Source organism: Streptomyces sp. NPDC050743, assembly GCF_044456925.1.
In the GTDB taxonomy this organism is placed as follows: Bacteria; Actinomycetota; Actinomycetes; order Streptomycetales; family Streptomycetaceae; genus Streptomyces.
In genome coordinates this window covers 69,375-92,510 of the sequence record NZ_JBITGJ010000018.1, presented here as the reverse complement: position 1 = coordinate 92,510, position 23,136 = coordinate 69,375, and the positions used below count along the sequence as shown (strand labels likewise).

At 71.4% G+C, this 23,136-nt stretch carries 26 protein-coding genes; 20 read left to right on the top strand and 6 right to left on the bottom strand.

The genetic code is table 11. The features are described from left to right. Nucleotides 1–35 precede the first annotated feature (35 nt). The 7 genes from ACIBJF_RS19755 (at nucleotide 36) to ACIBJF_RS19725 (ending at nucleotide 4,725) form a co-directional block, all read left to right on the top strand. A complete protein-coding gene (locus ACIBJF_RS19755) occupies nucleotides 36–683 on the top strand; it encodes a UbiX family flavin prenyltransferase (protein WP_399175244.1) in 648 nt (215 codons plus the stop codon). A gap of 109 nt (nucleotides 684–792) precedes the next feature. Then, entirely contained in the window at nucleotides 793–1,248 is a 456-nt protein-coding gene (locus tag ACIBJF_RS19750) for an Lrp/AsnC family transcriptional regulator (RefSeq protein WP_351802403.1), read from the top strand. 41 nt (nucleotides 1,249–1,289) lie between these two features. Then, nucleotides 1,290–2,453: an aminofutalosine synthase MqnE gene (mqnE, locus tag ACIBJF_RS19745; protein ID WP_399175160.1), complete on the top strand. Its 1,164-nt coding sequence runs from the start codon at nucleotides 1,290–1,292 to the stop codon at nucleotides 2,451–2,453. Between the two features lie 26 nt (nucleotides 2,454–2,479). After that, the gene (locus tag ACIBJF_RS19740) at nucleotides 2,480–3,139 is read left to right on the top strand and encodes a UdgX family uracil-DNA binding protein (protein WP_399175158.1); all 660 of its coding nucleotides are present in this window, start codon (nucleotides 2,480–2,482) and stop codon (nucleotides 3,137–3,139) included. 16 nt (nucleotides 3,140–3,155) lie between these two features. Then, nucleotides 3,156–3,680, top strand: a complete 525-nt coding sequence (locus tag ACIBJF_RS19735; protein ID WP_399175156.1) for a GNAT family N-acetyltransferase — start codon at nucleotides 3,156–3,158, stop codon at nucleotides 3,678–3,680. Between the two features lie 75 nt (nucleotides 3,681–3,755). Beyond that, nucleotides 3,756–4,064, top strand: a complete 309-nt coding sequence (locus ACIBJF_RS19730) for a DUF4229 domain-containing protein (protein ID WP_399175242.1) — start codon at nucleotides 3,756–3,758, stop codon at nucleotides 4,062–4,064. 10 nt (nucleotides 4,065–4,074) lie between these two features. Then, complete coding sequence (locus ACIBJF_RS19725) at nucleotides 4,075–4,725, top strand: TetR/AcrR family transcriptional regulator (RefSeq protein ID WP_399175154.1); 651 nt, start codon at nucleotides 4,075–4,077, stop codon at nucleotides 4,723–4,725. Nucleotides 4,726–4,820: 95 nt separating this feature from the next. Here the strand turns inward: ACIBJF_RS19725 and ACIBJF_RS19720 are convergent, their stop codons facing one another. After that, on the bottom strand, nucleotides 4,821–5,660 hold the full coding sequence (locus ACIBJF_RS19720) for a MaoC family dehydratase (protein ID WP_399175152.1): 840 nt from the start codon (nucleotides 5,658–5,660) through the stop codon (nucleotides 4,821–4,823). Nucleotides 5,661–5,933: 273 nt separating this feature from the next. Here ACIBJF_RS19720 and ACIBJF_RS19715 point away from each other — a divergent pair, with 273 nt between their 5' ends. The 3 genes from ACIBJF_RS19715 to ACIBJF_RS19705 all read left to right on the top strand — a co-directional run bounded on the left by ACIBJF_RS19715 (nucleotide 5,934) and on the right by ACIBJF_RS19705 (nucleotide 9,140). Then, a complete protein-coding gene (locus ACIBJF_RS19715) occupies nucleotides 5,934–7,832 on the top strand; it encodes an AMP-dependent synthetase/ligase (protein ID WP_399175241.1) in 1,899 nt (632 codons plus the stop codon). Nucleotides 7,833–7,969: 137 nt separating this feature from the next. Next, nucleotides 7,970–8,878 (top strand): LysR family transcriptional regulator, encoded by a 909-nt coding sequence (locus tag ACIBJF_RS19710; protein ID WP_399175150.1) that lies wholly within the window; start codon nucleotides 7,970–7,972, stop codon nucleotides 8,876–8,878. A 163-nt stretch (nucleotides 8,879–9,041) separates the two neighbouring features. Beyond that, nucleotides 9,042–9,140: a DUF397 domain-containing protein gene (locus tag ACIBJF_RS19705; protein ID WP_399175239.1), complete on the top strand. Its 99-nt coding sequence runs from the start codon at nucleotides 9,042–9,044 to the stop codon at nucleotides 9,138–9,140. Here ACIBJF_RS19705 and ACIBJF_RS19700 read toward each other — a convergent pair. The 3 genes from ACIBJF_RS19700 to ACIBJF_RS19690 are packed head-to-tail and all read right to left on the bottom strand — an operon-like array spanning nucleotide 9,099 to nucleotide 10,807. Further along, nucleotides 9,099–9,749, bottom strand: a complete 651-nt coding sequence (locus ACIBJF_RS19700; RefSeq protein ID WP_399175148.1) for a class I SAM-dependent methyltransferase — start codon at nucleotides 9,747–9,749, stop codon at nucleotides 9,099–9,101. The two genes, ACIBJF_RS19705 and ACIBJF_RS19700, sit on opposite strands and share 42 nt — an antisense overlap. A 57-nt stretch (nucleotides 9,750–9,806) precedes the next feature. Further along, nucleotides 9,807–10,121 carry an AzlD domain-containing protein gene (locus ACIBJF_RS19695; RefSeq protein ID WP_399175146.1) on the bottom strand — a complete coding sequence of 105 codons (315 nt, stop codon included), beginning with the start codon at nucleotides 10,119–10,121 and terminating at the stop codon, nucleotides 9,807–9,809. Continuing rightward, nucleotides 10,118–10,807, bottom strand: a complete 690-nt coding sequence (locus ACIBJF_RS19690) for an AzlC family ABC transporter permease (protein ID WP_399175144.1) — start codon at nucleotides 10,805–10,807, stop codon at nucleotides 10,118–10,120. Before ACIBJF_RS19690 ends, ACIBJF_RS19695 begins: the two co-directional genes overlap by 4 nt. 68 nt (nucleotides 10,808–10,875) lie before the next feature. Here ACIBJF_RS19690 and ACIBJF_RS19685 point away from each other — a divergent pair, with 68 nt between their 5' ends. Beyond that, a complete protein-coding gene (locus tag ACIBJF_RS19685; RefSeq protein WP_399175142.1) occupies nucleotides 10,876–11,451 on the top strand; it encodes a helix-turn-helix domain-containing protein in 576 nt (191 codons plus the stop codon). Between the two features lie 126 nt (nucleotides 11,452–11,577). On the opposite strand, the gene ACIBJF_RS19680 is transcribed toward ACIBJF_RS19685, so the two are convergent. After that, nucleotides 11,578–11,781, bottom strand: coding sequence for a cold-shock protein (locus tag ACIBJF_RS19680; RefSeq protein WP_003992177.1), 204 nt, complete (start codon nucleotides 11,779–11,781; stop codon nucleotides 11,578–11,580). Nucleotides 11,782–12,079: 298 nt separating this feature from the next. Between ACIBJF_RS19680 and ACIBJF_RS19675 the strand changes: the two genes are divergently transcribed. The 5 genes from ACIBJF_RS19675 to ACIBJF_RS19655 all read left to right on the top strand — a co-directional run bounded on the left by ACIBJF_RS19675 (nucleotide 12,080) and on the right by ACIBJF_RS19655 (nucleotide 17,635). Then, complete coding sequence (locus ACIBJF_RS19675; RefSeq protein ID WP_399175141.1) at nucleotides 12,080–12,928, top strand: menaquinone biosynthetic enzyme MqnA/MqnD family protein; 849 nt, start codon at nucleotides 12,080–12,082, stop codon at nucleotides 12,926–12,928. Nucleotides 12,929–13,060: 132 nt separating this feature from the next. Beyond that, nucleotides 13,061–14,914, top strand: a complete 1,854-nt coding sequence (locus tag ACIBJF_RS19670; RefSeq protein ID WP_399175139.1) for a serine/threonine-protein kinase — start codon at nucleotides 13,061–13,063, stop codon at nucleotides 14,912–14,914. A gap of 33 nt (nucleotides 14,915–14,947) precedes the next feature. Next, complete coding sequence (locus tag ACIBJF_RS19665; RefSeq protein ID WP_399175137.1) at nucleotides 14,948–15,691, top strand: prepilin peptidase; 744 nt, start codon at nucleotides 14,948–14,950, stop codon at nucleotides 15,689–15,691. 122 nt (nucleotides 15,692–15,813) lie between these two features. Continuing rightward, the gene (gene mqnC, locus ACIBJF_RS19660; protein WP_365333036.1) at nucleotides 15,814–17,013 is read left to right on the top strand and encodes a cyclic dehypoxanthinyl futalosine synthase; all 1,200 of its coding nucleotides are present in this window, start codon (nucleotides 15,814–15,816) and stop codon (nucleotides 17,011–17,013) included. A gap of 16 nt (nucleotides 17,014–17,029) precedes the next feature. Continuing rightward, entirely contained in the window at nucleotides 17,030–17,635 is a 606-nt protein-coding gene (locus ACIBJF_RS19655) for a hypothetical protein (protein ID WP_399175135.1), read from the top strand. 13 nt (nucleotides 17,636–17,648) lie between these two features. On the opposite strand, the gene ACIBJF_RS19650 is transcribed toward ACIBJF_RS19655, so the two are convergent. Then, nucleotides 17,649–18,617: a chitinase gene (locus ACIBJF_RS19650; protein WP_399175133.1), complete on the bottom strand. Its 969-nt coding sequence runs from the start codon at nucleotides 18,615–18,617 to the stop codon at nucleotides 17,649–17,651. Nucleotides 18,618–18,847: 230 nt separating this feature from the next. On the opposite strand from ACIBJF_RS19650, the gene ACIBJF_RS19645 reads away from it, so the two are divergent. Genes ACIBJF_RS19645 through ACIBJF_RS19630 form a run of 4 tightly spaced genes read left to right on the top strand, consistent with a single transcriptional unit; the run spans nucleotide 18,848 to nucleotide 23,136 of the window. Further along, nucleotides 18,848–19,135 carry a hypothetical protein gene (locus tag ACIBJF_RS19645; protein WP_399175131.1) on the top strand — a complete coding sequence of 96 codons (288 nt, stop codon included), beginning with the start codon at nucleotides 18,848–18,850 and terminating at the stop codon, nucleotides 19,133–19,135. A 19-nt stretch (nucleotides 19,136–19,154) separates the two neighbouring features. Continuing rightward, complete coding sequence (locus tag ACIBJF_RS19640; protein ID WP_399175130.1) at nucleotides 19,155–21,431, top strand: glycosyltransferase; 2,277 nt, start codon at nucleotides 19,155–19,157, stop codon at nucleotides 21,429–21,431. Continuing rightward, nucleotides 21,326–22,417: an acyltransferase gene (locus ACIBJF_RS19635; protein WP_399175128.1), complete on the top strand. Its 1,092-nt coding sequence runs from the start codon at nucleotides 21,326–21,328 to the stop codon at nucleotides 22,415–22,417. Before ACIBJF_RS19640 ends, ACIBJF_RS19635 begins: the two co-directional genes overlap by 106 nt. A gap of 23 nt (nucleotides 22,418–22,440) precedes the next feature. After that, nucleotides 22,441–23,136: a demethylmenaquinone methyltransferase gene (locus tag ACIBJF_RS19630; protein WP_399175127.1), complete on the top strand. Its 696-nt coding sequence runs from the start codon at nucleotides 22,441–22,443 to the stop codon at nucleotides 23,134–23,136.

Sequence of the window (23,136 nt, the reverse complement as noted above, 5' to 3'; positions counted from 1 at the left end):
ACGCTCAAAGTGTGAACGCAGGAGAATCGCAGCGCGTGCCTTGGATCGTGGGGGTGTCCGGTGCGTCCGGGACGCCGTATGCGGCGGCCGTGCTGCGGGCGCTGCTCGGGGCCGGGGAGGCGGTCGACGTGGTGGTCAGCCGGGCCTCGCGACTGACGCTGCTGGACGAGACGGGCATCTCGTTCCGGGACGCCCACTGGCAGGACGACCTGCGGGAATGGCTGGCCCGGGGCGCCGACGGCAAGCCCGGGACCTTCGACGTGGACATCAGCGCGGTGCGGTACTGGAGCGCGGGCGACCTCGCGGCCGGGCCGTCCTCGGGGTCGTACCCGGCCAAGGGGATGCTGATCGTGCCCGCCTCGACGGCCTGTGTCGCGGGCGTCGCGCTGGGCCTGTCCAAGGATCTGCTGCAGCGGGCGGCGAGCGTCACCCTCAAGGAGCGCCGCCCCTTGGTCGTGGCCGTGCGGGAGACCCCGCTCAGCGGCCAGACCCTGAGGCACCTCGTGGCGCTGGACGACGCCGGCGCGAGCGTCGTACCGGCCTCGCCCGCCTTCTACGCGGGTGCCACCCACATCCAGGACCTGGTGGACTTCGTCGCCGGGCGGGTGCTGGACGCGGCGGGCGCCGGGCACGGCCTGTACCGGCGCTGGAAGGGCGAACTGGGCGGCGGCACGGACCAGTAGCGCGCGGGCGGTACCGCTCATCGCCACGGGAACCTGGTCAGACTTCTTCGGAAACCTCTTCAGACTTCTTCAGACCTCTTCAGACTCTTCAGCGGAAGGCTTCGATCGCATGGACGCGGTGGACAGGCAGCTCATCCAGGCCCTGAGGGAGAACGGCCGGGCCTCGTACGCGGAGCTGGGGCGCCTCGTCGGCCTGTCGGGCCCGAGCGTCACCGACCGCATCAACCGGCTGGAGGCGGCCGGTGTCATCACCGGCTACCGTGCCACGGTGAACGCGGCCTCCCTCGGCCTCGGCGTCACGGCGCTGATCGGCATCTCGCTCTCCGACGCCGCCGACCACGAGGACGTCGCCCAGCGCCTCAGGGACCTGTCGGAGATCGAGGACTGCTGGTTCATCGCCGGCGACGACTCCTACATGCTCAAGGTGCGGGCGACGGACGTGGACGGCCTGGAGAGGATCATCCGCCGGCTCAGCGGCACCAAGGGCGTCTCGCGCACCCGGACCACGATCGTGCTCTCCACCAAGTGGGAGAACCGGGTCGGGGAACTGCCCGAAGAGGTCTAGGGATACGGTTGGTCCGGCTGTCGTAGAAAGGGCGTGTTGGCATGGACGTCGGGCTCAAGCGCGAGCTGGAGGAGAAGGTCCGCTCCGGTGAGCGGCTGACCCGCGAGGACGGCATCGCGCTGTACGAGTCGGACGACCTGGCGTGGCTCGGCGGGCTCGCGCACGAGGTGCGCACCCGCAAGAACGGTGACGTGGTGCACTTCAACGTCAACCGGCACCTCAACATGACCAACGTGTGCACGGCCTCCTGCGCCTACTGCTCCTTCCAGCGCAAGCCGGGCGAGAAGGACGCGTACACGATGCGCATCGAGGAGGCCGTCAAGCTCGCCAAGGCGATGGAGTCGGAGAACCTCACCGAGCTGCACATCGTCAACGGCCTGCACCCGAACCTGCCGTGGCGTTACTACCCGCGCTCGCTCAGGGAGCTGAAGGCGGCCCTCCCGAACGTCTCCCTGAAGGCCTTCACGGCGACGGAGATCCACCACTTCGAGACGATCAGCGGTCTGTCCGCCTCGGAGATCCTGGACGAGCTGATCGACGCGGGCCTGGAGTCCCTCACCGGCGGCGGCGCGGAGATCTTCGACTGGGAGGTCCGGCAGCACATCGTGGACCACCGCACCCACTGGGAGGACTGGTCCCGGATCCACCGCCTGGCGCACGAGAAGGGGCTGAAGACCCCGTGCACCATGCTCTACGGCCACATCGAGGAGCCGAGGCACCGCGTCGACCACGTCCTGCGGCTGCGCGAGCTGCAGGACGAGACGAACGGCTTCCAGGTCTTCATCCCGCTGCGCTACCAGCACGACTTCGTGGACATGAAGGACGGCAAGGTACGCAACACCCTCCAGGCCCGTACCCAGATGGCGACCGGCGCGGAGGCGCTGAAGACCTTCGCGGTCTCCCGCCTGCTGTTCGACAACGTCCCGCACGTGAAGGTCTTCTGGGTGATGCACGGCGTGCAGACCGCCCAGCTGGCCCTCCAGCACGGCGCGGACGACATGGACGGCTCGGTCGTGGAGTACAAGATCACCCACGACGCGGACAACTTCGGCACGCCGAACAAGCTGACCCGCGAGGACCTGCTGGAAGTGATCCGCGACGCCGGCTTCCGCCCGGTGGAGCGGAACACGCGGTACGAGATCATCCGCGAGTACGACGGCCCGGACCCGGCGCGCCGGGAGTCCCCGCAGCCGATGCGGGTGTGACATTTCAGCGGGGGTACCCGGCACGCATGGCTGCTACGAAGGCCCCCGAGGACGCCTACACGGCGGAGCCCTTCGTCCCGGAGGGCGCCAGTCTCACCGCCCTGCGGAAAGCCGCCGCCGACTGCCGTGGTTGCCCGCTGCACGAGAACGCCACCCAGACGGTGTTCGGCGCGGGCAACGCGCACGCCCGCATCATGCTCGTCGGTGAGCAGCCCGGCGACCAGGAGGACCGGCAGGGCAGACCCTTCGTCGGGCCCGCGGGCCGCATGCTGGACAAAGCGCTCGCAGAGGCCGGGATCGACCCGGGCGACGCCTACGTGACCAATGCCGTCAAGCACTTCAAGTTCACCCAGGCCGAACCCCGCAAGCGCCGCATCCACAAGGCGCCGAGCCTGAGGGAGATGACCGCCTGCGGCCCCTGGCTCGCGGCGGAGCTGGCGCTGGTCGAGCCGGAGCTGATCGTGGTGCTGGGCGCGACGGCCGGGAAGGCGCTGCTGGGGTCGTCGTTCCGGGTGGGGGAGGTGCGCGGCACCGTGCTGGAGCGGGAGATCCACGGGCGGCCCGAGCGGCTGGTGCCCACCGTGCACCCGTCCTCGGTCCTCCGGGCGCAGGACGACGAGGACAGGAAGGCCGCGTACCAAGGGCTGGTCGCCGACCTGAAAGTGGCTGCCCGAGCCCTCGGGTAATGGCTACACTGCCCGCATGCCACTTACTTTCACGCTGGACCCCGCCATCACCCCGGCCCTGCGCGACGGCATCCTCGACCTGTGGACGGACGTCTCCAACGCCGGCGGCGCCGTGGGCTTCGTACCGCCGGTGAGCCGGGAGGACGTCCGGCCGGAGCTGGTGCGGCACTTCGTGGGCATGGCCGAGGGGCGGCACCGGCTGCTGGTCGGGTGCGACGAGACGGGCGAGCCGGCCGCGACCGCGTTCTTCGCCTTCAACACGCACCGGCTGCAGACGCACTGGGTGTGGCTGTACACGGTGATGGTCCACCCGAGGCACCAGGGCAAGGGGTACGGCCGCGACCTGCTGGCGGCCGCGGCGGACGCGGCCCGCACCTTCGACGGCGTCGACGCGATCCGGCTGACCTGCCGGGGCGGCCTCGGCCTGGAGCGGTTCTACGGCTCCTGCGGCTACAAGGAGGTCGGCCGGGTGCCCGGCGCCATCCGGGTGGCGCCCGGCGACGACCGCGACGACATCATCATGCTGCTCCCCCTCCACTGACCCCGCTGCAAGATCCCCCCGGGTCCGTGCTTCACTGGACGATGACCCCTTTTGGAATCGGACGAGTGGATTGAGATGCTCCGCTACACGCTGATGCGCCTCGGCATCTTCGCCGGCTGCCTCGTGGTCGTCTGGGGAGCCGTCTACTCCGGCATCTTCCCGCGCGGCTTCGGCAGCTCCAACGGCCTGTGGGTGCTGCTGCTCGCGCTGGTCCTGTCGGCGCCGATCAGCTGGGTGGTGCTGCGCAAGGAGCGGGACCGGGCCTCGGTGCAGATCGTGACCAGGGTCGACCGGATGAAGGCCAACCTGGACGCCAACCGCAGCCAGGAGGACGGGGCCGACGACACCGCGAGGGCGCAGGGCGGGGCAGCCGCGTCCAACTAGTCTTGCCCTCATGGGTGGGGCGAAGACCAAGCGGATGCCGCGTGCGGTGCGGGAGCAGCAGATGCTCGACGCCGCTGTGCGCATCTTCGGGCAACGCGGCTACATGGCCGCCTCCATGGACGAGATAGCCGAGCTCGCCGGGGTCTCCAAGCCCTTGGTCTACCTGTACCTGAACTCCAAGGAAGACCTCTTCAGCGCCTGTATCCGGCGCGAGGCCGCCGCCCTCACGGAGGCCGTCCGCGCCGGCGTGCGCACGGACCTCCCCGCCGACCGCCGGCTCTGGGACGGCCTGCAGGCCTTCTTCGCCCACACCGCCGAACACCCCGACGCCTGGTCCGTGCTCCACCTCCAGGCCCGCACCCACGGCGAGCCCTTCGCGGCCGAGGCCGCCGCGATGCGCAGGGAGATCGTCGCGTTCGTGACCCGCCTGGTCGCGATCGCGGCAAGGGAGGCCCACCGCGACCCCGACCTCCCCGAACACGAGGTGGCGGGCCTGGCCGAGGCCCTGGTGGGCGCGGCGGAGTCGCTGGCCGCGTGGGCCAACAGCACGCCCGGCGTCACGGCCCGCCAGGCGGCGTCCACCTTGATGAACTTCGCCTGGTCGGGCCTGGGCAACCTGATGCGGGGCCATGTGTGGACCCCGCCTGCCGGAGATGCCTAGGGGCGCGGGGCTGTATCGATATGCGGCTCCACCGCGTGGGCGCGAGCAACCCACCACCCACCCGCACCCGGCAAGGGCGAGACCTCCAACGGCGCTCAGCCTGAAAGCGCCCGTACCTCTCCGAGCAGGTGAACGCGACCCCCTGCACCCCGCAACTCGAACCGCCCGGCACCATCGGCCCCGAAAGTAACCGTCCCCGGCAACAACACCGGCGCCAGAAACCGAGCCCGCACCGTGGCGGAGCCATTCGTGCCATGGGCGGCCAGGCAGCGTGCCACCGTCCACATGCCGTGCGCGATGGGCCGCCGGAAGCCGAAGAGGCGGGCGGTGAGCGGGTAGAGGTGGATGGGGTTGCGGTCGCCGGAGGCGGCACCGTACCGCCGGCCCACGTCCCCGGCGAGCCGCCACGAGTCGACGACGGGCAGCGGGGCCGGCCGCTTTTCCGGAGGTTCGGCGGCCCCGTCGGTGCGATGCCGCGCGAGGTACGTACTCCGCGACTCCCATACGACCTCCCCGCCGGCCCGCATCCCGGTGACCACCGTGGCCTCGGTGCCGCGCCGGTGCGGGGCCAGTTGCTCGATGCGCACGGCGAGTTCGTACTCACCGCTCGCCGGAAGGGAGGTGTACCGGGTGATCCCGATCGACGTGTGGACGAGCCCCAGCAGGGGCAGCGGGAAATCCGCGTCGCTCATCAGCCGCATGGCCAACGGGAAGCCGAGGACGTGCGGATAGGTGACGGGGAGGGCGCCGTCGGCCGATCCGGTGGGAAAGCCGCACACCCGCTCGTAGGCGACCAGCCGCCTGTGGCCGACCCGCACGCCGTCCAGCACCAGCCGCTCCCGCGGGAACTCCGCCTCCGGACAGGGCCGCTTGAACGGCGAGCGCAGCACGCCGCCCGCGAGATGCAGCAACTCACCCCTCACGCCCACCCCCATCTGCTTACTCTGAAGTAAGGTTACCGCCGGTAAGGCTACGCCATCGGTCCAGAAGTGAGCCCTCGTCACATAACCCCCGAGGCTGCACACCCCCGGCCCCGTACCACCCCCAAACCCGCACAACCCCCTCACGGCGGACCCGTACGATCACCTCCCTAACCTGCGGTAACCCCTTTCCGCCGAGGCACCGCCGGTACGCGCACGCCAGAGGAGCCGCCCGTGTCCACCCCCTTCCCGAACACCTCCGTCTCCTCCGGCACCCCCGTCTCCGCCATCGACTACGACGGCCGCCCGGTCCTCGTGGAGCCCTGGGTCCAGCGCCTGGACGGCGCCGTCCGGGAGGTGTCCGTACCGCCGTTCGCGCCCCCGGTGAAACACGGCTCGCTCGCGGACCTGCCGTTCGACAACGCCGAGTCGGCCCCCGCCCGGACCGCGCTCAGCCGCAGGCTCCCCGACGGCCGCTGGACGGACATGACGGCCGCGCACTTCGCCGAGGAAGTCCTGGCCGTGGCCAAGGGACTGATCGCCGAGGGGCTGGTGCCGGGCGACCGGATCGCCGTGATGGCCCGGACGACGTACGAGTGGACGCTGCTCGACTTCGCCGCCTGGGCCGCCGGCCTGGTCACCGTGCCGGTCTACCCGACCTCCTCCGTCTTCCAGACCCGGTGGATCCTGCACGACTCCGGCGCGGTCGCCCTGATCACGGAGACCGCCGCCCAGGCCGCCGCCCTCGGCCCCGAACTCCAGCACCTGCCCGACCTGCGCCATCTGTGGGTGATCGACAAGGAGCACGTGACCCGGCTCGCCGAGGCCGGCGTGCAGGTGCCGGACGCCGAAGTGGACGTACGGCGCGGCATGCTGGGCCCCGACACCCTCGCCACCCTCATCTACACCTCCGGCACCACCGGCCGCCCCAAGGGCTGCGCCCTCTCGCACGGCAACTTCTTCGCCGAGGTCGACAACGCCGTCGAGCTGCTCTACCCGGTCTTCAAGGCCAAGGGTGAGGAGCCGTCGGTCCTGCTCTTCCTGCCGATGTCCCATGTCTTCGGGCGCATGGTGGCCATCGCCTGCGTCCGGGCCCGGGTCCGTCTCGGCCACGCGCCGAGCCTGGCCGCCGAGGACCTGCTGCCGGACCTCGCCGCCTTCAAACCGACCTGCCTGCTGACCATCCCGTACATGCTGGAGAAGGTCTACAACTCGGCCCGCGCGAAGGCCGAGTCGGGCGGCCGGGCCGCCGCCTTCGACCGGGCGGCGGCGGTCGCCGTCCGCTACGGCGAGGCGCTGGAGTCCCGGCAGACCGGCACCGGCGGCGGACCGAGCCGCTCCCTGAAGACGGCCCGCGCCTTCCACGACCCGCTGGTCTACCGCAAGATCCGGGCCGCCATGGGCGGTCGCGTCCGGTACGCCATCTGCGGCGGCTCCCCGCTCGGCCGGCGCCTGGCCGCCTTCTACGCCGGCGCGGGCATCGAGATCTTCGAGGGCTACGGCCTGACGGAGACCACCGGCGCCACCACCGTCACCCCACCCCTCAAACCCCGCCTGGGCACGGTCGGCTGGCCGCTCCCCGGAACCCGCGTCCGCATCGCCGCCGACGGCGAGATCCTCGTCTCCGGCGACCACGTCCTGCGCGGCTACTGGGACCCGCAGGCCGGCGGAGTCGTCCCCGCGACCCGGGACGGCTGGCTCGCGACCGGAGACATCGGCGAACTGGACGACGAGGGCTACCTCACCATCACCGGCCGCAAGAAGGAGCTGCTGATCACGGCGGGCGGCAAGTCGGTGGCCCCGGCCCCGCTGGAGAACTGGCTGCGCCAGCACCCGCTGATCTCCCAGGTGATGCTGGTCGGCGACGCCCGCCCGTACGTGGCCGCGCTGATCACCCTCGACCCCGACGGTGTCTCCCACTGGCGCCAGATGATCGGCAAGCACCCGGTGCCGCCGGAACTCCTCGTGGGGGACCCGGAGCTGGACGCCGTCCTGCGGCGCGCGATCGACGAGGCCAACAAGCTGGTCTCCCGACCGGAGTCCATCCGCCGCTTCGTCGTACTGCCCGTGGACTTCACCGAGGAGGCCGGGCATCTGACCCCGTCGATGAAGTTGCGCCGCGAGCAGATCATGACCGACTTCGCCCCCGAGGTGGAGGGCCTGTACGGCCCGGCCACCGGCCCCTGAAGGTCGGCACCCGCTCCTCGCGCGCGAAGCGGGTTGCCGCCTGGGTCGGCCGTGGCCCGGTACCGATCTTCGTACGCCCCCTGATTCCAGCCAATCCTTGGGTTTCCTCACCAACCCCAAGCATTAACTTAGGAGTTGTGACTCTCGACGACCTCCGCGTGTTCGTGGCCGTGTGCCGCGCCGGCAGCCTCAGTTCCGTCGCCCGGGACCTCGGCTGCACCCAGTCCGCCGTCAGCCAGCACATCAAGCGGCTGGAGCGGGAGACGGGGGTGGCGCTGCTGGAACGGCTGCCGAGGGGCGTCCTGCCGACCCAGGCCGGGCGGATGCTCGAAGCCGCGGCGGCCGAGGGCATCTCCGGGCTCGACATCGCCGTACGGCAACTGCGCGACCTGGTGGACGGCCACAGCGGACACGTCCGCGTCGCCACCGGCGCCACCACCGTCCGGCACTTCATGTCCGAGGCGGTGGTCGCCTTCCGCCGCCGCCACCCCGAGGTCAACCTGGAGTTCCGCACGGTCAGTTCGGGGCGCGGCACCTTCGACGCCCTGGCCGACGGCACCCTCGACCTGGTCTGGATCACCGTGGGCTCCCCGGTCCGGGGCATCGAGCAGCGGACGGTCGCGGAACTGCCGTGGCTGCTCGCGGTCCCCGCGGACGACCCCCTCGCCGGGCGCCCCCGTCTCGACGCGGCCGACCTGACGGGAATCCGTCTCATCCGGCTGCCCCCCAACTCCACCTCCGCCGTCCACCTGGACGCGGCCTGCGCCGAGCTGGGCGTCCGCTTCACCTACGACACGAGCGTCGCCGACTGGGACACGGCACTGCTGCTGGCCGAGCTGGGGGTGGGCCGGGCGGTGGTCCCGGCCGTACCAGGGCTTCCCGTGCCGGGCGTGGGCGATCTGCGGCTCGTCCCCCTGCCCGGATTGCGCCCGTTGCCCGTCGGCTGGGCCGTCCGCCGCTGGGACTCCCTCAGCCCTCCGGCCCGGGCCTTCGCGCACACGGTGGCGGAGTTCCGGGGCGGGGGCGCAAGCGCCGGCGCGGGCTGAGCGGGAGTTCGGCCCAGACGGTCTTGCCGACCGTGCGCCGGGTCACGCCCCACCGGCTCGACAGCACCAGTACGACCACGAGTCCGCGCCCGTTCTCGTCCGCCGGCCCGCCGTCCAGGAACCGCAGCTCCTTGTCTCCCCGGGCGTCGCTCAGCTCGAACACATCCGCGACTCGAAGCGACCCGCCGCCGCCCACCTCACCGTCACCCCCGCCGCCTGGTCAGCCTTTCTTCTGGGCGAGCAGGAACGCCTGCGGCGCTGAGTCCGCCAGCGCGGCGTTCTGTTCGCGGACGGTGCCGGCTTGGAGAGCGAAACCGCCGTCGGCCAGCAGCCCTGCCATGAACTCGGGGCGGCGTCGCTCGAAGTCCAGCGTCACCGGGTACCCCCACGGCTGAGCCAGGCGGAGCGCCTCGTCGCCGGCCTGGAAGGCGAGCAGGAGGTGGCCGCCGGGAGCGAGCACGCGGTTGAACTCGGCGAACAGCGCGGGCAGTTCGTCCACAGGTGTGTGGATGCTGGAGTACCAGGAGACGACCCCGGCCAGCGAACCGTCGGCGCAGGGCAACTCCAGCATCGACCCCTGCTCGAACCGCAGAGCGGGGTACTCGCGGCGGGCGACGGTGAGCATCGACTCGGAGAGGTCGAGCCCGAAGACGGTCAGACCCAGGCTCGCGAGGTGGGCCGTGACCGCGCCGGGCCCGCAGCCGAGGTCGGCCACGGTCCCGGCCGTGCCGACCAGTTCGGCGAACGCGCCGAGCAGCGCCCGCTCCAATGGCCTGTCGGCGAGCGGGTTCCGGAAGTGGTCGGCGTAGTCCTCGGCGATGGTGTCGTAGAACGTGCGGGTGGCCGTCAGGAAGTCCCGGGTGTCGGTCATGGGGAGGGACCGTAGCGGACCCCACCGACACCCCTTCAGTCTGTTGTCCTTGGCGGCCTAGCCCACCCCAGCGAGCCGCAGCAGCGCGGTCGTCGCCGCCGCGCCGAGCACCACCACGGGGAACGGCGCCCGGCGCCAGGCGAGGACCCCGCCGGCCAGGACCCCGGCGGGGCGGGCCCAGCCCGCGAAGCCGCCGGACTCCGTCAGCGCACCGGTGGCCAGCAGGGCGACGAGCAGCACGACCGCCCCGGCCGAGGCCAGCTGGTGCGCCCGGGCCGGTATCTCGACCCGCCCGTGCAGTACCGGCCCCACCAGCCGGAAGGCGTAGGTGCCCAGAGCCAGCGCGAGGATCACGACGGCGGTGGCCTTCATACGGCGGCCTCCACGGGCCGCCGTCGGTGCAGCAGGAGCCCCGCCAGTGCGAGCAGCACCGGCACCCCGGCGGGTACGGCGGGCGTCAGCGCCAGGGCGATGGCCGCGCCGAGCAGGGCACACCGCCGTACCGCCGCGTCCGTCCGCAGCTGGGGCAGCACCAGCGCCACCAGTACGGCGGGAAACGCGGCGTCGAGTCCGTACCGGGCCGTGTCCCCCAGCGCGTCCCCCGCGAGCGCGCCGGCCCACACCCCGATGTTCCACACGGCGAACAGGCCGAGCCCGGAGATCCAGAACGCCCTGCGCTGCCGTACCGGGTCGGACTGGGCGAGGGCGAAGGCGACCGTCTCGTCGGTGACCAGGTGCGCGCCGAGGAGACGGCTCGCCCGGCCGGTGCCGATGATGTCCGCCACCGCGAGGCCGAACGCGGCCGTGCGCGTGTTGAGCAGCAGCCCCGTCGCCGCGGCGGCGATCGGCCCGCCCCCGGCGAGCAGCACCCCCACCGTGCTGAACTGGGCCGAGCCGGCGTACACCACCAGGGACATCACCACCGGCACCCACACCGGCAGCCCGCCGGCGACCGAGACGGCGCCGAAGGAGACGCCGACGATGCCGCCGGCGAGCCAGACGAGCGAGCTGTCACGCACCAGGGACATGTCATCGGGTGTTCGCTGTACCGAACGCATGTTTTCTACACTGGAACGAACAGCGGCTGTCCGTCAAGCCGAACGATCGTACCGATGGAGCGAACGACATGGCCGAGCCGTCCGCCGGGACCCCCGCCCGGCTCCCGCTGGAGTGGATCGCCGCATCGCTCAAGCGCGAGCGCGCCCGCACCGGCCTGTCCCTGTCCGAGCTGGCCAAACGCGCGGGAATCGCGAAGTCCACGCTCTCCCAGCTGGAGGCGGCGAGCGGGAATCCGAACGTGGAGACGCTCTGGGCGCTCGCGGTCGCGCTGGGGGTGCCGTTCAGCGCGCTGGTCGAGCCGCCCGCGCCGCAGGTCCAGGTGATCCGCGCCGGCGAGGGCCCGGAGGTCGGCTCGGGGCAGGCGAACTACGTCGCCACCCTGCTGTCCGCGAGCCCTCCCGGGGCCCGGCGGGACATCTACCGCCTGCGCGCCGAGCCGGGGGCGGCCCGTATGTCGGACCCGCACATCCCTGGCGCGGTCGAACATCTGATCGTCGGTTCGGGCCGGATGAAGGCGGGCCCCGCCGGACAGGAGGCCGAACTGGCGCCCGGCGATTACATGACCTATCGGGGGGACGTGGCGCACTCGTACGAGGCACTGGAACCGGGGACGACCTTCGTCCTCGTCATGCAGCACACGTAGAGAATTCGCACAGAATTCATCGACGGCGGGGGAGGGGAAAAGGCGGGAGCAAAGGCAGGAGCCCCGTCGCCGGAACGGCGCGGGGCTCCTTGGGTACTGCTCTCAGGTTCTGCGATCAGGCAGTGATCAGACGGGGGTGACGTTCTCCGCCTGCGGGCCCTTCGGACCCTGCGTCACGTCGAAGCTCACCTGCTGGTTCTCCTCGAGGGAGCGGAAGCCGGAGGCGTTGATCGCGGAGTAGTGAACGAAGACGTCGGGGCCGCCGCCCTCCTGGGCGATGAAGCCAAAGCCCTTTTCGGCGTTGAACCACTTAACGGTTCCGGTAGCCATAAGCCCTCCTTGGGCTCAAAAGGGTTGCCCTGCTCCAGAACCTGCAAGTGTGAAACTGGTGCTGCACAACTGCATACGTCTGAAAACGACGAGAGCCTGCGGTTACATGCTCCGCAGGCTCTGTACTGCAAGGGAAACCAAACTGCAACTTGCGGCAAGCCTAGCATCCGGGCAGCCGAAAGCAATAGGGGTCAAGATCACGTCACCCGGATGTTTGAACGTTCGATCGGCCATTCGACGGCACGGCGAGGGTGGGGGTGGTCCCGACACCGTACGGCACGGGGTCTAGTCTCGCGATGTGGACAATTCTCGCACTCGGCCGCGCGTCGGCCACATCCAGTTCCTGAACTGCCTGCCCCTCTACTGGGGGCTCGCGAGAACCGGCACCCTACTCGACTTCGACCTCACCAAGGACACCCCGGAGAAGCTCAGCGAGCAGATCGTGCGCGGCGATCTCGACATCGGCCCCATCACCCTGGTCGAGTTCCTGCGCAACGCCGACGACCTGGTCGCCTTCCCGGACATCGCCGTCGGCTGCGACGGCCCGGTGATGTCCTGCGTGATCGTCTCGCAGGTCCCGCTCGACCGCCTGCACGGCGCCCGCGTCGCCCTCGGCTCGACCTCCCGCACCTCGGTCCGCCTCGCCCAGCTCCTGCTCGCCGAGCGCTACGGCGTCCAGCCCGACTACTACACCTGCCCGCCCGACCTCAGCCTGATGATGCAGGAGGCGGAGGCGGCGGTCCTCATCGGCGACGCGGCGCTGCGCGCGAACCTGCTCGACGGCCCGCGCTACGGCCTCGAAGTCCACGACCTCGGCGCGCTCTGGAAGGAGTGGACCGGCCTGCCGTTCGTCTTCGCCGTCTGGGCCGCCCGCCGCGACTACTTGGAACGCGAGCCGCTCATCACCCGCCAGGTCCACGAGGCGTTCCTCGCCTCCCGCAACCTCTCCCTGGAGGAGGTCGCCAAGGTCGCCGAACAGGCGGCCCGCTGGGAGTCCTTCGACGAGGCGACCCTGGCCCAGTACTTCACCACCCTCGACTTCAGCTTCGGCACCCCCCAACTGGAGGCCGTCGCCGAGTTCGCCCGCCGCGTCGGCCCGACGACCGGTTTCCCGGCGGACGTGAAGGTGGACCTGCTGCAGCGGTGAGGACGCGTCACTAGGCTGAACCCACAAGCCGTTGAGGTAGCGGTCTTGAGGTTCGGTGACCTCGGGCCGGTGACCTCGGGTTGCCGACCCCGGGTCGGCGATCTCGGTACGAGGCGTTGGGGGGAGCGCGTCATGCAGCCGCTGGACATGGACGAGCCTGCCACCGTCGGGCCCTACCGGCTGCTAGGCCGGCTCGGCTCGGGTGGCATGGGCCGGGTCTACCTCGGCCGCAGCGCGGGCGGCCGTACCGTCGCCGTGAAGATCGTGCACCCGCACTTCGCGCTGGACGAGGAGTTCCGCGCCCGCTTCCGGCGCGAGGTGGCGGCCGCCCGCCGGGTCGGCGGCGCCTGGACCGCACCCGTCCTGGACGCGGACCCGGACGCCCCGGTGCCCTGGGTCGCCACCGCCTACGCGGCCGGCCCGTCGCTCGCCGCGGCCGTCACGGACGCCGGCCCGCTGCCCGCGCACACCGTACGGGCCCTGGGCGCGGGCCTCGCCGAGGCGCTGACGGCCGTACACGAACTGGGCCTGGTGCACCGGGACGTGAAGCCCTCCAACGTCCTGCTGACCCTGGACGGCCCCTTGCTGATCGACTTCGGCATCGCCCGGGCCATGGACGGTACGGCGTCCCTGACGTCCACCGGTGTGTCGATCGGCTCCCCGGGCTACATGGCGCCCGAGCAGATCCTCGGCAAGGGCATAACGGGCGCCGCCGACGTCTTCTCCCTCGGCGCGGTCCTCGTCCACGCGGCCACCGGCGAACCGCCCTTCCGCGGCGACTCCTCAGCCGCGCTGCTCTACAAGGTCGTCCACGAGGAGCCCGAACTCGGCACGCTCGGCGGTGACCTGGCCCAGGTGGCGACGGCCTGCCTGGCCAAGGACCCTGCCTCCCGGCCCACCCCCGCCGAGGTGAGCCGCCGACTCGCCCCCGAGGGCGCCGCCCGCCTGATCACCGGCGGCTGGCTGCCGGGCCCCCTGGTGGAGCAGGTCAGCCGCAGCGCCGTACGCCTCCTGAACCTGGACACGGGGGAGACGGCACCCTCGGGCCCGGCGCCCTTCGACAGCCCGGCGGTGACGGGCTCCTCGGTCCCGGCGCCGGCTTCGGGGGCGGGTGCGAGGGCGGCCTCTGCCTCCGTGCCCGCCCCGGCCCCGGCCCCTGCCCCTGCCCCTGCCCCCGCGGAGCTGAACGCGTTCACCGGAGCCGGTGCTTTCGGGCCCGCGCCGGTGATGAGTCCAGGGGGTCCGGCCGCGGCGACCGGTGCCGGCGGGGTGTCCTCGGGAGCGCCTTCCGGTGTGGGGGCGGTCCCGGGGCCGCCGACCGGTGTGGACGGCGCGGTCCCCGGAGCGCCGACCGTCGTGCCCGCGCCGCGTGACGCGGTGCCGCCCGGCCGGTTCTCCGTCAGCGTGGCGGCGGCCTCCGCGCCGGTCGAGGGCGCCCGGGGGCGCCGGCTGAGCTGCACGGTGGTGCTGGCCGTCGCCGGTGCGCTGGCCGCGGCGACCCTGGGTGCCAGCGTGCTGCTCCAGCCCTGGGCCCGACAGGACGGGGGCGACAAGGGCGCGGGCAGCGGCCCCTCCCCCTCCCAGGCGCCGACCGCGGGCTCCACCGACGCCACCGGCACGGGCTCCGAGCCCGGCGCGATCCCGGCCCGCTATCTCGGCACCTGGGAAGGACAGGCCACCGGCCTCGGCGGCAGCCTGCCCGAGGGCACCTTCCGGCTCACCGTCCATCAGGCCACGGTGGGGAAGGAGTTGGGACAGCTCCGGCAGACCGACCAGATCGGCCAGGTCTGCACGGACGTCCTGACCCTGAAGAAGGTGACGAAGACCCAGGTCCTCGCGACCTCGACCGGCGCCAGGGACAACCCCGGCCACTGCGTACCCACCCCGCATCAGGTCGAGTTGACCCCGGTCGGCGACGACCTGAGGTTCACCTCGGACAGTTCCGCCGAGGGCAACCCGGTGGCGCGCCTGTCGAAGGTCGGATGAGCACGGTGAGCGCGACGGGGAGCGGGGGAGCGGATGAGCACAGGGGCGCTGGTGGCCGTCGCCGCGGTGTGGGGCGCGCTCGTGGGCGGGCTGCTGCCCCGCGCCGTCTACCGCTTCGCCGTACCGTCCGGTGAGCCCTGGCGGGACCGCTGCCCGGACGGCCATCCGATCCGCGGCTGGATCGGCCGGCTCGCGTGCGCCGCCTGCGGGGGAGTCGGCCACCGCCCGGACGCACCAACCGCCGCCGCCCTCCCCGCCTCCCTCGTCACCGCCCTGACCTGCGCCGCCCTCGCCGCCGCCACGGGCACCCGGCCGGAACTGGCGGTGTGGCTGCTGCTCGCGCCGGTCGGCGTGCTGCTGGCCGTGGTCGACTTCCGGGTGCAGCGGCTGCCCGACCCGCTGACCCTGCCCCTCGCCGCGTCCGCCCTCGCCCTGCTGGGCCTCGCCGCCCTGCTGCCCGAGCACGCCGGCCACTGGCTCACCGCGCTGTACGGGGCCCTCGCGCTCGGCGCCGGCTACTACGCGCTGTACCGCATCAACCCGGCCGGCATGGGCTTCGGCGATGTGAAGCTGGCGGTCGGCATGGGCGCCGTACTCGGCTGGTACGGCTGGTCCACCGTCCTGCTCGGCGCCTTCGCCGGTTTCCTGCTCGGCGCGCTGTACGGCGCGGCCTTCGTCGTCGTACGGCGGGCGGGCCGGAAGACCACGATCCCGTTCGGGCCGTTCCTGCTGGCCGGCGCCCTCGCCGGGCTGCTGGTCGGCGCGTACGCGGCCTGACGTCCTGACGGTGAAACCGCTGGCGTAGGCTGAGTCGGTCCGCCCACCCGTCTCCCACCGCCACCCCAAACGAGCGCTTCGCGCACTGCCCTGATTCGAACCTCCCCGAAAGGGACGCCCTGGTGACCGAGAAGGCCGACCTCCAGTCTGTCCTCGACCGTGCCGCTGCCGGTGGGCGGATCACCCCGGAAGAGGCGCTCGACCTCTACCGGGACGCCCCCCTGCATGCGCTGGGCGCCGCCGCCGACGCCGTACGCCGCCGCAAGTACGCCGGTGTCGAGCACATCGCGACGTACATCATCGAGCGGAACATCAACTACACGAACGTGTGCGTCACGGCGTGCAAGTTCTGCGCCTTCTACGCGGCCCCCAAGGACAAGGACAAGGGCTGGACCCGCGACCTCGACGACATCCTGCGCCGCTGCGCGGAGACCGTCGAGCTGGGCGGCACCCAGATCATGTTCCAGGGCGGCCACCACCCGGACTACGGCGTCGAGTACTACGAGAAGCACTTCCGGGCCATCAAGGAGGCCTTCCCCCAGCTGGTGATCCACTCGCTGGGCGCGTCCGAGGTCGAGCACATGGCCCGTATCTCCGGCGTGTCGGTCGAGGAGGCCATCACCCGGATCCACGAGGCCGGCCTCGACTCCTTCGCCGGCGCCGGCGCCGAACTGCTCCCGGAACGCCCCCGCAAGGCCATCGCGCCCCTCAAGGAGTCCGGCGAGCGCTGGCTGGAGATCATGGAGACCGCGCACCGGCTGGGCGTGGAGTCCACCTCCACCATGCTGATGGGCACGGGGGAGACGAACGCCGAGCGCATCGAGCACCTGCGGATGATCCGGGACGTACAGGACCGCACGGGCGGCTTCCGCGCCTTCATCCCGTACACCTACCAGCCCGAGAACAACCACCTGAAGGGCCGCACCCAGGCGACCCTCTTCGAGTACCTGCGGATGATCGCGATCGCCCGCCTCTTCCTCGACAACGTCCAGCACATCCAGGGCTCCTGGCTGACCACGGGCAAGGAGGTCGGCCAGCTGTCGCTGCACTACGGCGCGGACGACCTCGGCTCGATCATGCTGGAGGAGAACGTGGTCTCCTCGGCCGGCGCCAAGCACCGCTCCAACCGCCTGGAGATCATCGACCTGATCAGGAAGGCGGGGCGGGTGCCGGCGCAGCGCTCCACGACCTACGAGCACCTGGTCGTCCACGACGACCCGGCGAACGACCCCGTCGACGAGCGGGTGATGTCCCACATCTCGTCCACGGCGATCGAGGGCGGCACGGCCCACCCGGAACTGAAGCTGCTGGCGTCCAACTGAGCCGGCCGCTCCCGCCTTGCTGACGATCCACACCGACTCCAGGGGCCGCGCCCTCGCCGTCGAGGGAGAGCTGATCGCGGGCGCCGGTCCCCTTCAGGAGCTGGTCGCCGCGTACCCGCACGCGCGCGTGCGCTCCTGGCCCGGCATCCTCACGCCGGGGCTCGTCAACCAGCACGGCACCGAACTGCTGGAGGAGGCGTACCACCCGGACCCCCGGGAGGCCGACGAGCTGGGCACCGAACCGCTGACCGGCGACGCGCTCACCGCGCTCGCGCTCGACGACGCCCGCTGGGGCGCGAGCGCCCGGCGCGGGGCGCAGCGCATGCTGGCGCACGGCACGGTCGCGGCGGCCTGCGAACCGCTGCGCAACCGGGCGGTCGCCGACGCCGTACGGCGCACCGGACTGGTGCTCGCCGGCCGTGCCGGTCGCCCGGCCGGCGTCCCGTCCCTCGACCCGTTCGCCGCCGGGGTCCCGGCGGTGTTCGCCCCTGCCCGGGACCGGGGCTCGGCCGCCCGCTTCGCCGTCTTCGACGTCCGCGACGAGGAGGAACTGGCCGAACGGGGAGCGGGCACGTGCGTGGCGACGGTGCTGGCAGGCCGACTGGTGTTCAGACGCCGCTGATTCCTCCGACGGCCTACCCCGCGAACTCCCTGCCGAACGCCCCCGAACTCTGGCTCACCCCGCTGCAGTCGGTCGCGGCGTCGTCCGCGCCGGAGTCCCCGGCCGTACACCGCCGGTCCCGGAACGTGGACCACATGGACACCCAGGCGATCTCCTTCTCCTCCGCGAACGTGCGTACCCGCGCCGCGTCGGACAGCGTGAACGTCTCCCCGTCCACGTCGTTGACCCCGATCATCGAGGTGAGCGCCATGCCCCGCCACGCCCCGGCGTCCGACAGCCCGAACACCTTCTTCAGCTGGACGTGCGCGGCCTCGGCGGAGGTGACCGCGTAGTCGCCCATGTCGCCGGCGTAGGACTCGCCGTAGTTCATCGTCATCAGGTTCACCGTGGCGACCTGGACGTCGTACGTGTTCGCGGACGCCAGCAGCGCGAGGCCGTCGGAGTCGAGGCCCGACGGCATCACCGGCAGAGTGAAGGAGACCTTCAGGTCCGGCCGTTGCTTCTGGAGCAGCGCTATCGCCCGCGAACGCCGGGCGACGGACGCGGAGTCGGTCAGTTCGTCACCCTCGATGTCGAAGTCGGCCCGGCTGGAGCCGGCCGCGTCCAGCGCGCTGCCGTAGGCGGCGGCCAGTTCCGCGACGCTGTCGCAGGTCGCGGCCAGCTCCTTGCCGGACGCCCCGCCGAAGGACACACGGACGCCGGCGCCCTTCTTCTTCAGGCGCGCTATCCGGGACTCCACGGCCGAGTCGCCGATCGCCGCGGTGCCGTTCCACTTCGGCGTGCAGCCACTGCCGTCGGAGATGACGAAGGCCAGGTTGTACGTCGACGGTGAACCGGCGGAGTCGGTGTCCGACGCCTCGGTGGCGCTGACGTAGGGGGCGTAGGCGACCGTCGAGGGCGAGGGCGAGCTCGCGGAACATCCTGCGCTAGCGAATGCAAACACACAGACGGTCCCGGCGATCGATGTCAGTGAATTCCTCATCGTGCAGGCACTCTCTCACGCTCCCTCGCGCGGAAGCGGCCACTCCGGAAAAGACTCAGCGAAGTGACAGACTGCGCAGGTACTCATGGGTGGCTCACAAAAATCACCGGGAAAAGCGCACATGAAGGCCGCCTAATATCCGAGGAATGCAATCCGAACCCGCCATCGAAAGTCGCATCGCGCGGCATGGTCGCCGCCGCAAACATGGCAACGGGTCCACCGAGGGACCCGTGTTCGTTGACTCCACCGGACGCCGCTCGAAGGTACTGCGCCGTATCGGCCTGCTCGTCGGCGCCGTCTGCCTCGCCTACGCGGGCGTGCTCGCCGCCGCCTTCATGGGCTGGGGCACCTCCCTCAACCCGTCCTCCTTGCTGCCCTTCGGCGCCAACGGCGACGGCCGGGCCCCGGTCGGCGTACGGCCGCAGGGCGGCATCGGCCGCCAGGCCGACCTGCCGTCCCAGGGCACCCGATCCCCAGCCGCTTCGGTTTCCGTATCCGCCTCCGCAGGCGCCAACTGACCGGAGCGCAGCGGCAGTCATGACCATTCCGACGTCCTCGCGCGGCCGCCGGCGCGCCCCCACCCGCATCGAACGCGCGGCGGGCAGGGCCGCGGCGCTCCAGCGCCCCCGTGTCATCCTCGCGCTTCTCCTCCTGCTGGCCCTGACCTGCGTGATGCTGCTCGACGGCTATCTGCGCGCCGAGGTCGGCGGCGACCAGCGCGTACGCACCGGTGCCGGGTCCGGCAAGGTCCCCGACAAGATCCTGAACGGCGGCCCGATCCTCACCTTCCGGGGCGGACAGGCCACCACGGTCTCCGTCCCGGCGAAGACCATCGCGCTCACCTTCGACGACGGCCCGAACCCGACCTGGACCCCCAAGGTGCTCGAGATCCTGCGGAAGTACGACGTGCCCGGCACCTTCTTCCTGGTCGGCTCGATGGTGTCGCGCTATCCGGGCATCGTGAAGACGATGGTGCGGCAGGGCAACGAGGTCGGCGTCCACACCTTCACGCACGTCGACCTGTCCTACCAGAGCGATGCCCGAATCAAGCGGGAGATGGAGCAGACACAGCTCGCCCTGGCCGGCGCCGCGGGCATCACCACGACCCTGTTCCGGGCGCCGTACTCCTCCGAGACCGACGCCATCGACAACTACAGCTGGCCCGTCTACCAGAAGCTCGGCAAGGAGGGATACACGAGCGTCTTCGTCGACACCGACAGCGACGACTGGAAACGGCCCGGCGTGTCGAAGATCGTCCAGTGGGCCACCCCGAAGGGCACCAAGGGTGCCTCGGTCCTCTTCCACGACGCGGGCGGTGAGCGCTCGCAGACGATCGAGGCGCTGCCGGCGTACATCGAGAAGATGAAGGCGAAGGGCTACACCTTCACCACCATCAGCGGCGTCCTGGAGCAACAGCGCGCCGCCGAGCGGCAGGCGGTGGCGCCGGACGTCAGCGCGGTGCCGTCCCGGCAGGGCGATCTCCAGGCCGCCCACCACACGGCCACCGGCATGACCCTCTACGAGGGCAAGGCGCTCGTCGCGGCCGTCGCCGTGGCCGAGTGGACGCTGCCGGTGCTCTCCGTCGGGCTGGCGATCGTGGGCGTGGCCGTGATGGGCCGCTTCGGGATGATGGTGATCCTGGCCCGCCGCCACCACCGACGGCGCAACAGACGCCGGTTCAGCTGGGGACCGCCGGTCACCCGGCCCGTGAGCGTGATCGTCCCGGCGTACAACGAGAAGGAGTGCATCGCCAACACCCTGGAGTCGCTGGCCCGGAGCACCCATCCGATCGAGATCATCGTGGTCGACGACGGTTCGGCCGACGGCACGTCGGAGATCGCCCGCGCGGCGGCCGAGTCGCTGGGCATGACGAATGTCCGGGTGATCCGCCAGGAGAACGCGGGCAAGCCGGCGGCGCTGAACAACGGCGTGCGGAGCGCCTCGTACGACATCGTCGTGATGATGGACGGCGACACCGTCTTCGAGCCGGAGACGGTACGGCACCTGGTGCAGCCGTTCGCCGACCCGTCCGTCGGCGCGGTCGCCGGCAACGCCAAGGTCGGCAACCGCGACACCGTCATCGGCGCCTGGCAGCACATCGAGTACGTGATGGGCTTCAACCTCGACCGGCGCATGTACGACCTGCTGCGCTGCATGCCGACGATCCCGGGCGCGATCGGCGCGTTCCGGCGCGAGGCGGTGCTCGCGGTCGGCGGGATGAGCGAGGACACCCTCGCCGAGGACACCGACATCACCATCGCGCTGCACCACGCGGGCCGGCGGGTCGTCTATCAGGAGCACGCCAAGGCCTGGACGGAGGCGCCGGGCTCCCTGAAGCAGCTCTGGTCCCAGCGCTACCGCTGGTCGTACGGCACCATGCAGGCCCTCTGGAAGCACCGCAAGTCCCTGACGGACAAGGGAGCTTCGGGCCGCTTCGGCCGAGTGGGCATGCCCCTGGTGGTGATCTTCCCTGCTGGCCTGGCTGGCGGTGCTGGGCATCCAACTGACCTGCGCGGCCTACGCCTTCCGCCTGGACCGCGAGAAGTACCGCTACCTGCTGATGATGCCCCTGCAGCAACTCGCCTACCGCCAGATGATGTACCTCGTCCTCATCCACTCCTGCATCACCGCCCTCACCGGCGGCCGCCTGCGCTGGCAGAAACTCAAGCGCACGGGCGAGGTCGGGACTCCGGTGGGGGTGAGCTGACATGGGAGCGCACAGCAGGACCGCGGCCGCTCCCGTCGTACGACCGCCCCGACCCGAGCCCGCCGGACGGGACCGCTACTTCGACACCCTCAGGGCCCTGGCGCTGATCAGGGTCGTGACGTACCACACCTTCGGCTGGGCCTGGTGCGGTCTCGTCTTCCCCTCCATGGGCATCATGTTCGCCCTCGCCGGCACCCTGATGGCGAAGTCCCTTCAGCGCCCCGCCCTGAAGGTCGTGAGGAGTCGGCTCAGAAGGCTCCTGCCGCCCTTCTGGTTCTGGGGCTGCTTCGTCGTGCCGGCCATGCTCGTCCACGGCTGGATGCCGGGCTGGCAGATCGTCTACTGGGTCGTGCCGCTCGGCGACCCGCCGGGCAACGGCTGGGGCGAGCAGGCCTGGGAGATCCTCTGGTATCTGCGCACCTATCTGTGGTTCGTGCTGCTCTCCCCGGCCCTGCTGTGGATCTTCCGCAAGGCGCCGGTCCCCGTCCTGCTCCTGTCCCTCACGCCCGTCCTGGTCCTGAACTTCCTCTGGCCGGGTCCGGACAACCGCTTCGGCAGCGCCCTGTGGGACCTGTCGACGTACCTCTTCTGCTGGATCCTCGGCTTCGCCCACCGCGACGCTGTGCTGCGGCGGATGCGACCGGCGCTCGTCTGCGTCCTGTCGTGCGCCGCGATGGCCTACGGCGCCTGGTACGCCTTCTCCCACCAGGCCGACTTCGGCACCTACGACCTCGACGAGAACCCCCTCGCCCAGGCCTTCTGGTCGGCGGGCTTCGTGACGCTGCTGATGTGGGCGAAGGCGTCCTTCCGGATCGACTTCGCCTGGCTGACCCGGTTCCGGCGGCTGGACCGTACGGTCACCGTCTTCAACGCGCGCGCGGTGACGATCTACCTCTGGCACGAGATCGCCCTGGTCCTGGCCGTCCCGCTGATCGACCGGTTCTGGGACGTGCCCGCCTTCGAGAGATACCTGCCCCTGGACAGCCAGTGGTTCATGTTCGGCATCGGCTGGATCCTGATCGCCGTTTTCGTGCTGCTGTGCGGCTGGGTGGAGGACGTCGCGGCACGGAGGTGGCCCAGGGTCCTGCCGTGAGGGCGGGCTGCAAGAATGGGCGGGTGACCCGCGCTTCCCTGAACAAGCAGCCGCACGAAGTCGCCTCGATGTTCGACGACGTGGCGGAACGGTACGACCTGACCAACGACGTGCTGTCGCTCGGCCAGGACCGGGTGTGGCGCAAGGAGGTGGCGAAGGCGGTCGACGCGCGCCCCGCGCAGAAGGTCCTCGACCTGGCCGCCGGCACGGCCACCTCCTCGCTGCCCTTCGCGCGGACGGGCGCGTACGTCGTTCCGTGCGACTTCTCGCTCGGGATGCTGCAGGTCGGCAAGAAGAAGCACACCTGGCTGCCGTTCACGGCCGGCGACGCGACGCGGCTGCCGTTCAAGGACGACACCTTCGACGCGGTGACGATCTCCTTCGGGCTGCGCAACGTCCAGGACACGGACGCGGCGCTGCGGGAGATGTACCGGGTGACCCGGCCCGGCGGCCGGGTGGTGATCTGCGAGTTCTCGCACCCGACCTGGGCGCCCTTCAGGACCGTTTACACCGAGTACCTGATGCGTGCGCTGCCGCCGGTCGCGCGGGCGGTCTCGTCCAACCCGGACGCGTACGTCTACCTCGCCGAGTCCATCCGCGCCTGGCCCGACCAGCCCGCCCTAGCCGAACGGCTGCGCAAGGCGGGCTGGTCGAAGGTGGCCTGGCGCAACCTCACCGGCGGCGTGGTCGCGCTGCACCGGGGCTTCAAGGAGGGCTGA

Bases quoted from the DNA above. Each gene is read 5' to 3' on its own strand.
- ACIBJF_RS19750 (WP_351802403.1), top strand. From the start codon at position 793: ATGGACGCGGTGGACAGGCAGCTCATCCAGGCCCTGAGGGAGAACGGC.
- mqnE (WP_399175160.1), top strand. From the start codon at position 1,290: ATGGACGTCGGGCTCAAGCGCGAGCTGGAGGAGAAGGTCCGCTCCGGT.
- ACIBJF_RS19740 (WP_399175158.1), top strand. From the start codon at position 2,480: ATGGCTGCTACGAAGGCCCCCGAGGACGCCTACACGGCGGAGCCCTTC.
- ACIBJF_RS19735 (WP_399175156.1), top strand. From the start codon at position 3,156: ATGCCACTTACTTTCACGCTGGACCCCGCCATCACCCCGGCCCTGCGC.
- ACIBJF_RS19730 (WP_399175242.1), top strand. From the start codon at position 3,756: ATGCTCCGCTACACGCTGATGCGCCTCGGCATCTTCGCCGGCTGCCTC.
- ACIBJF_RS19725 (WP_399175154.1), top strand. From the start codon at position 4,075: ATGGGTGGGGCGAAGACCAAGCGGATGCCGCGTGCGGTGCGGGAGCAG.
- ACIBJF_RS19720 (WP_399175152.1), bottom strand. From the start codon at position 5,660: ATGGGGGTGGGCGTGAGGGGTGAGTTGCTGCATCTCGCGGGCGGCGTG.
- ACIBJF_RS19700 (WP_399175148.1), bottom strand. From the start codon at position 9,749: ATGACCGACACCCGGGACTTCCTGACGGCCACCCGCACGTTCTACGAC.
- ACIBJF_RS19695 (WP_399175146.1), bottom strand. From the start codon at position 10,121: ATGAAGGCCACCGCCGTCGTGATCCTCGCGCTGGCTCTGGGCACCTAC.
- ACIBJF_RS19690 (WP_399175144.1), bottom strand. From the start codon at position 10,807: ATGCGTTCGGTACAGCGAACACCCGATGACATGTCCCTGGTGCGTGAC.
- ACIBJF_RS19685 (WP_399175142.1), top strand. From the start codon at position 10,876: ATGGCCGAGCCGTCCGCCGGGACCCCCGCCCGGCTCCCGCTGGAGTGG.
- ACIBJF_RS19680 (WP_003992177.1), bottom strand. From the start codon at position 11,781: ATGGCTACCGGAACCGTTAAGTGGTTCAACGCCGAAAAGGGCTTTGGC.
- ACIBJF_RS19670 (WP_399175139.1), top strand. From the start codon at position 13,061: ATGCAGCCGCTGGACATGGACGAGCCTGCCACCGTCGGGCCCTACCGG.
- ACIBJF_RS19665 (WP_399175137.1), top strand. From the start codon at position 14,948: ATGAGCACAGGGGCGCTGGTGGCCGTCGCCGCGGTGTGGGGCGCGCTC.
- ACIBJF_RS19650 (WP_399175133.1), bottom strand. From the start codon at position 18,617: ATGAGGAATTCACTGACATCGATCGCCGGGACCGTCTGTGTGTTTGCA.
- ACIBJF_RS19640 (WP_399175130.1), top strand. From the start codon at position 19,155: ATGACCATTCCGACGTCCTCGCGCGGCCGCCGGCGCGCCCCCACCCGC.
- ACIBJF_RS19635 (WP_399175128.1), top strand. From the start codon at position 21,326: ATGGGAGCGCACAGCAGGACCGCGGCCGCTCCCGTCGTACGACCGCCC.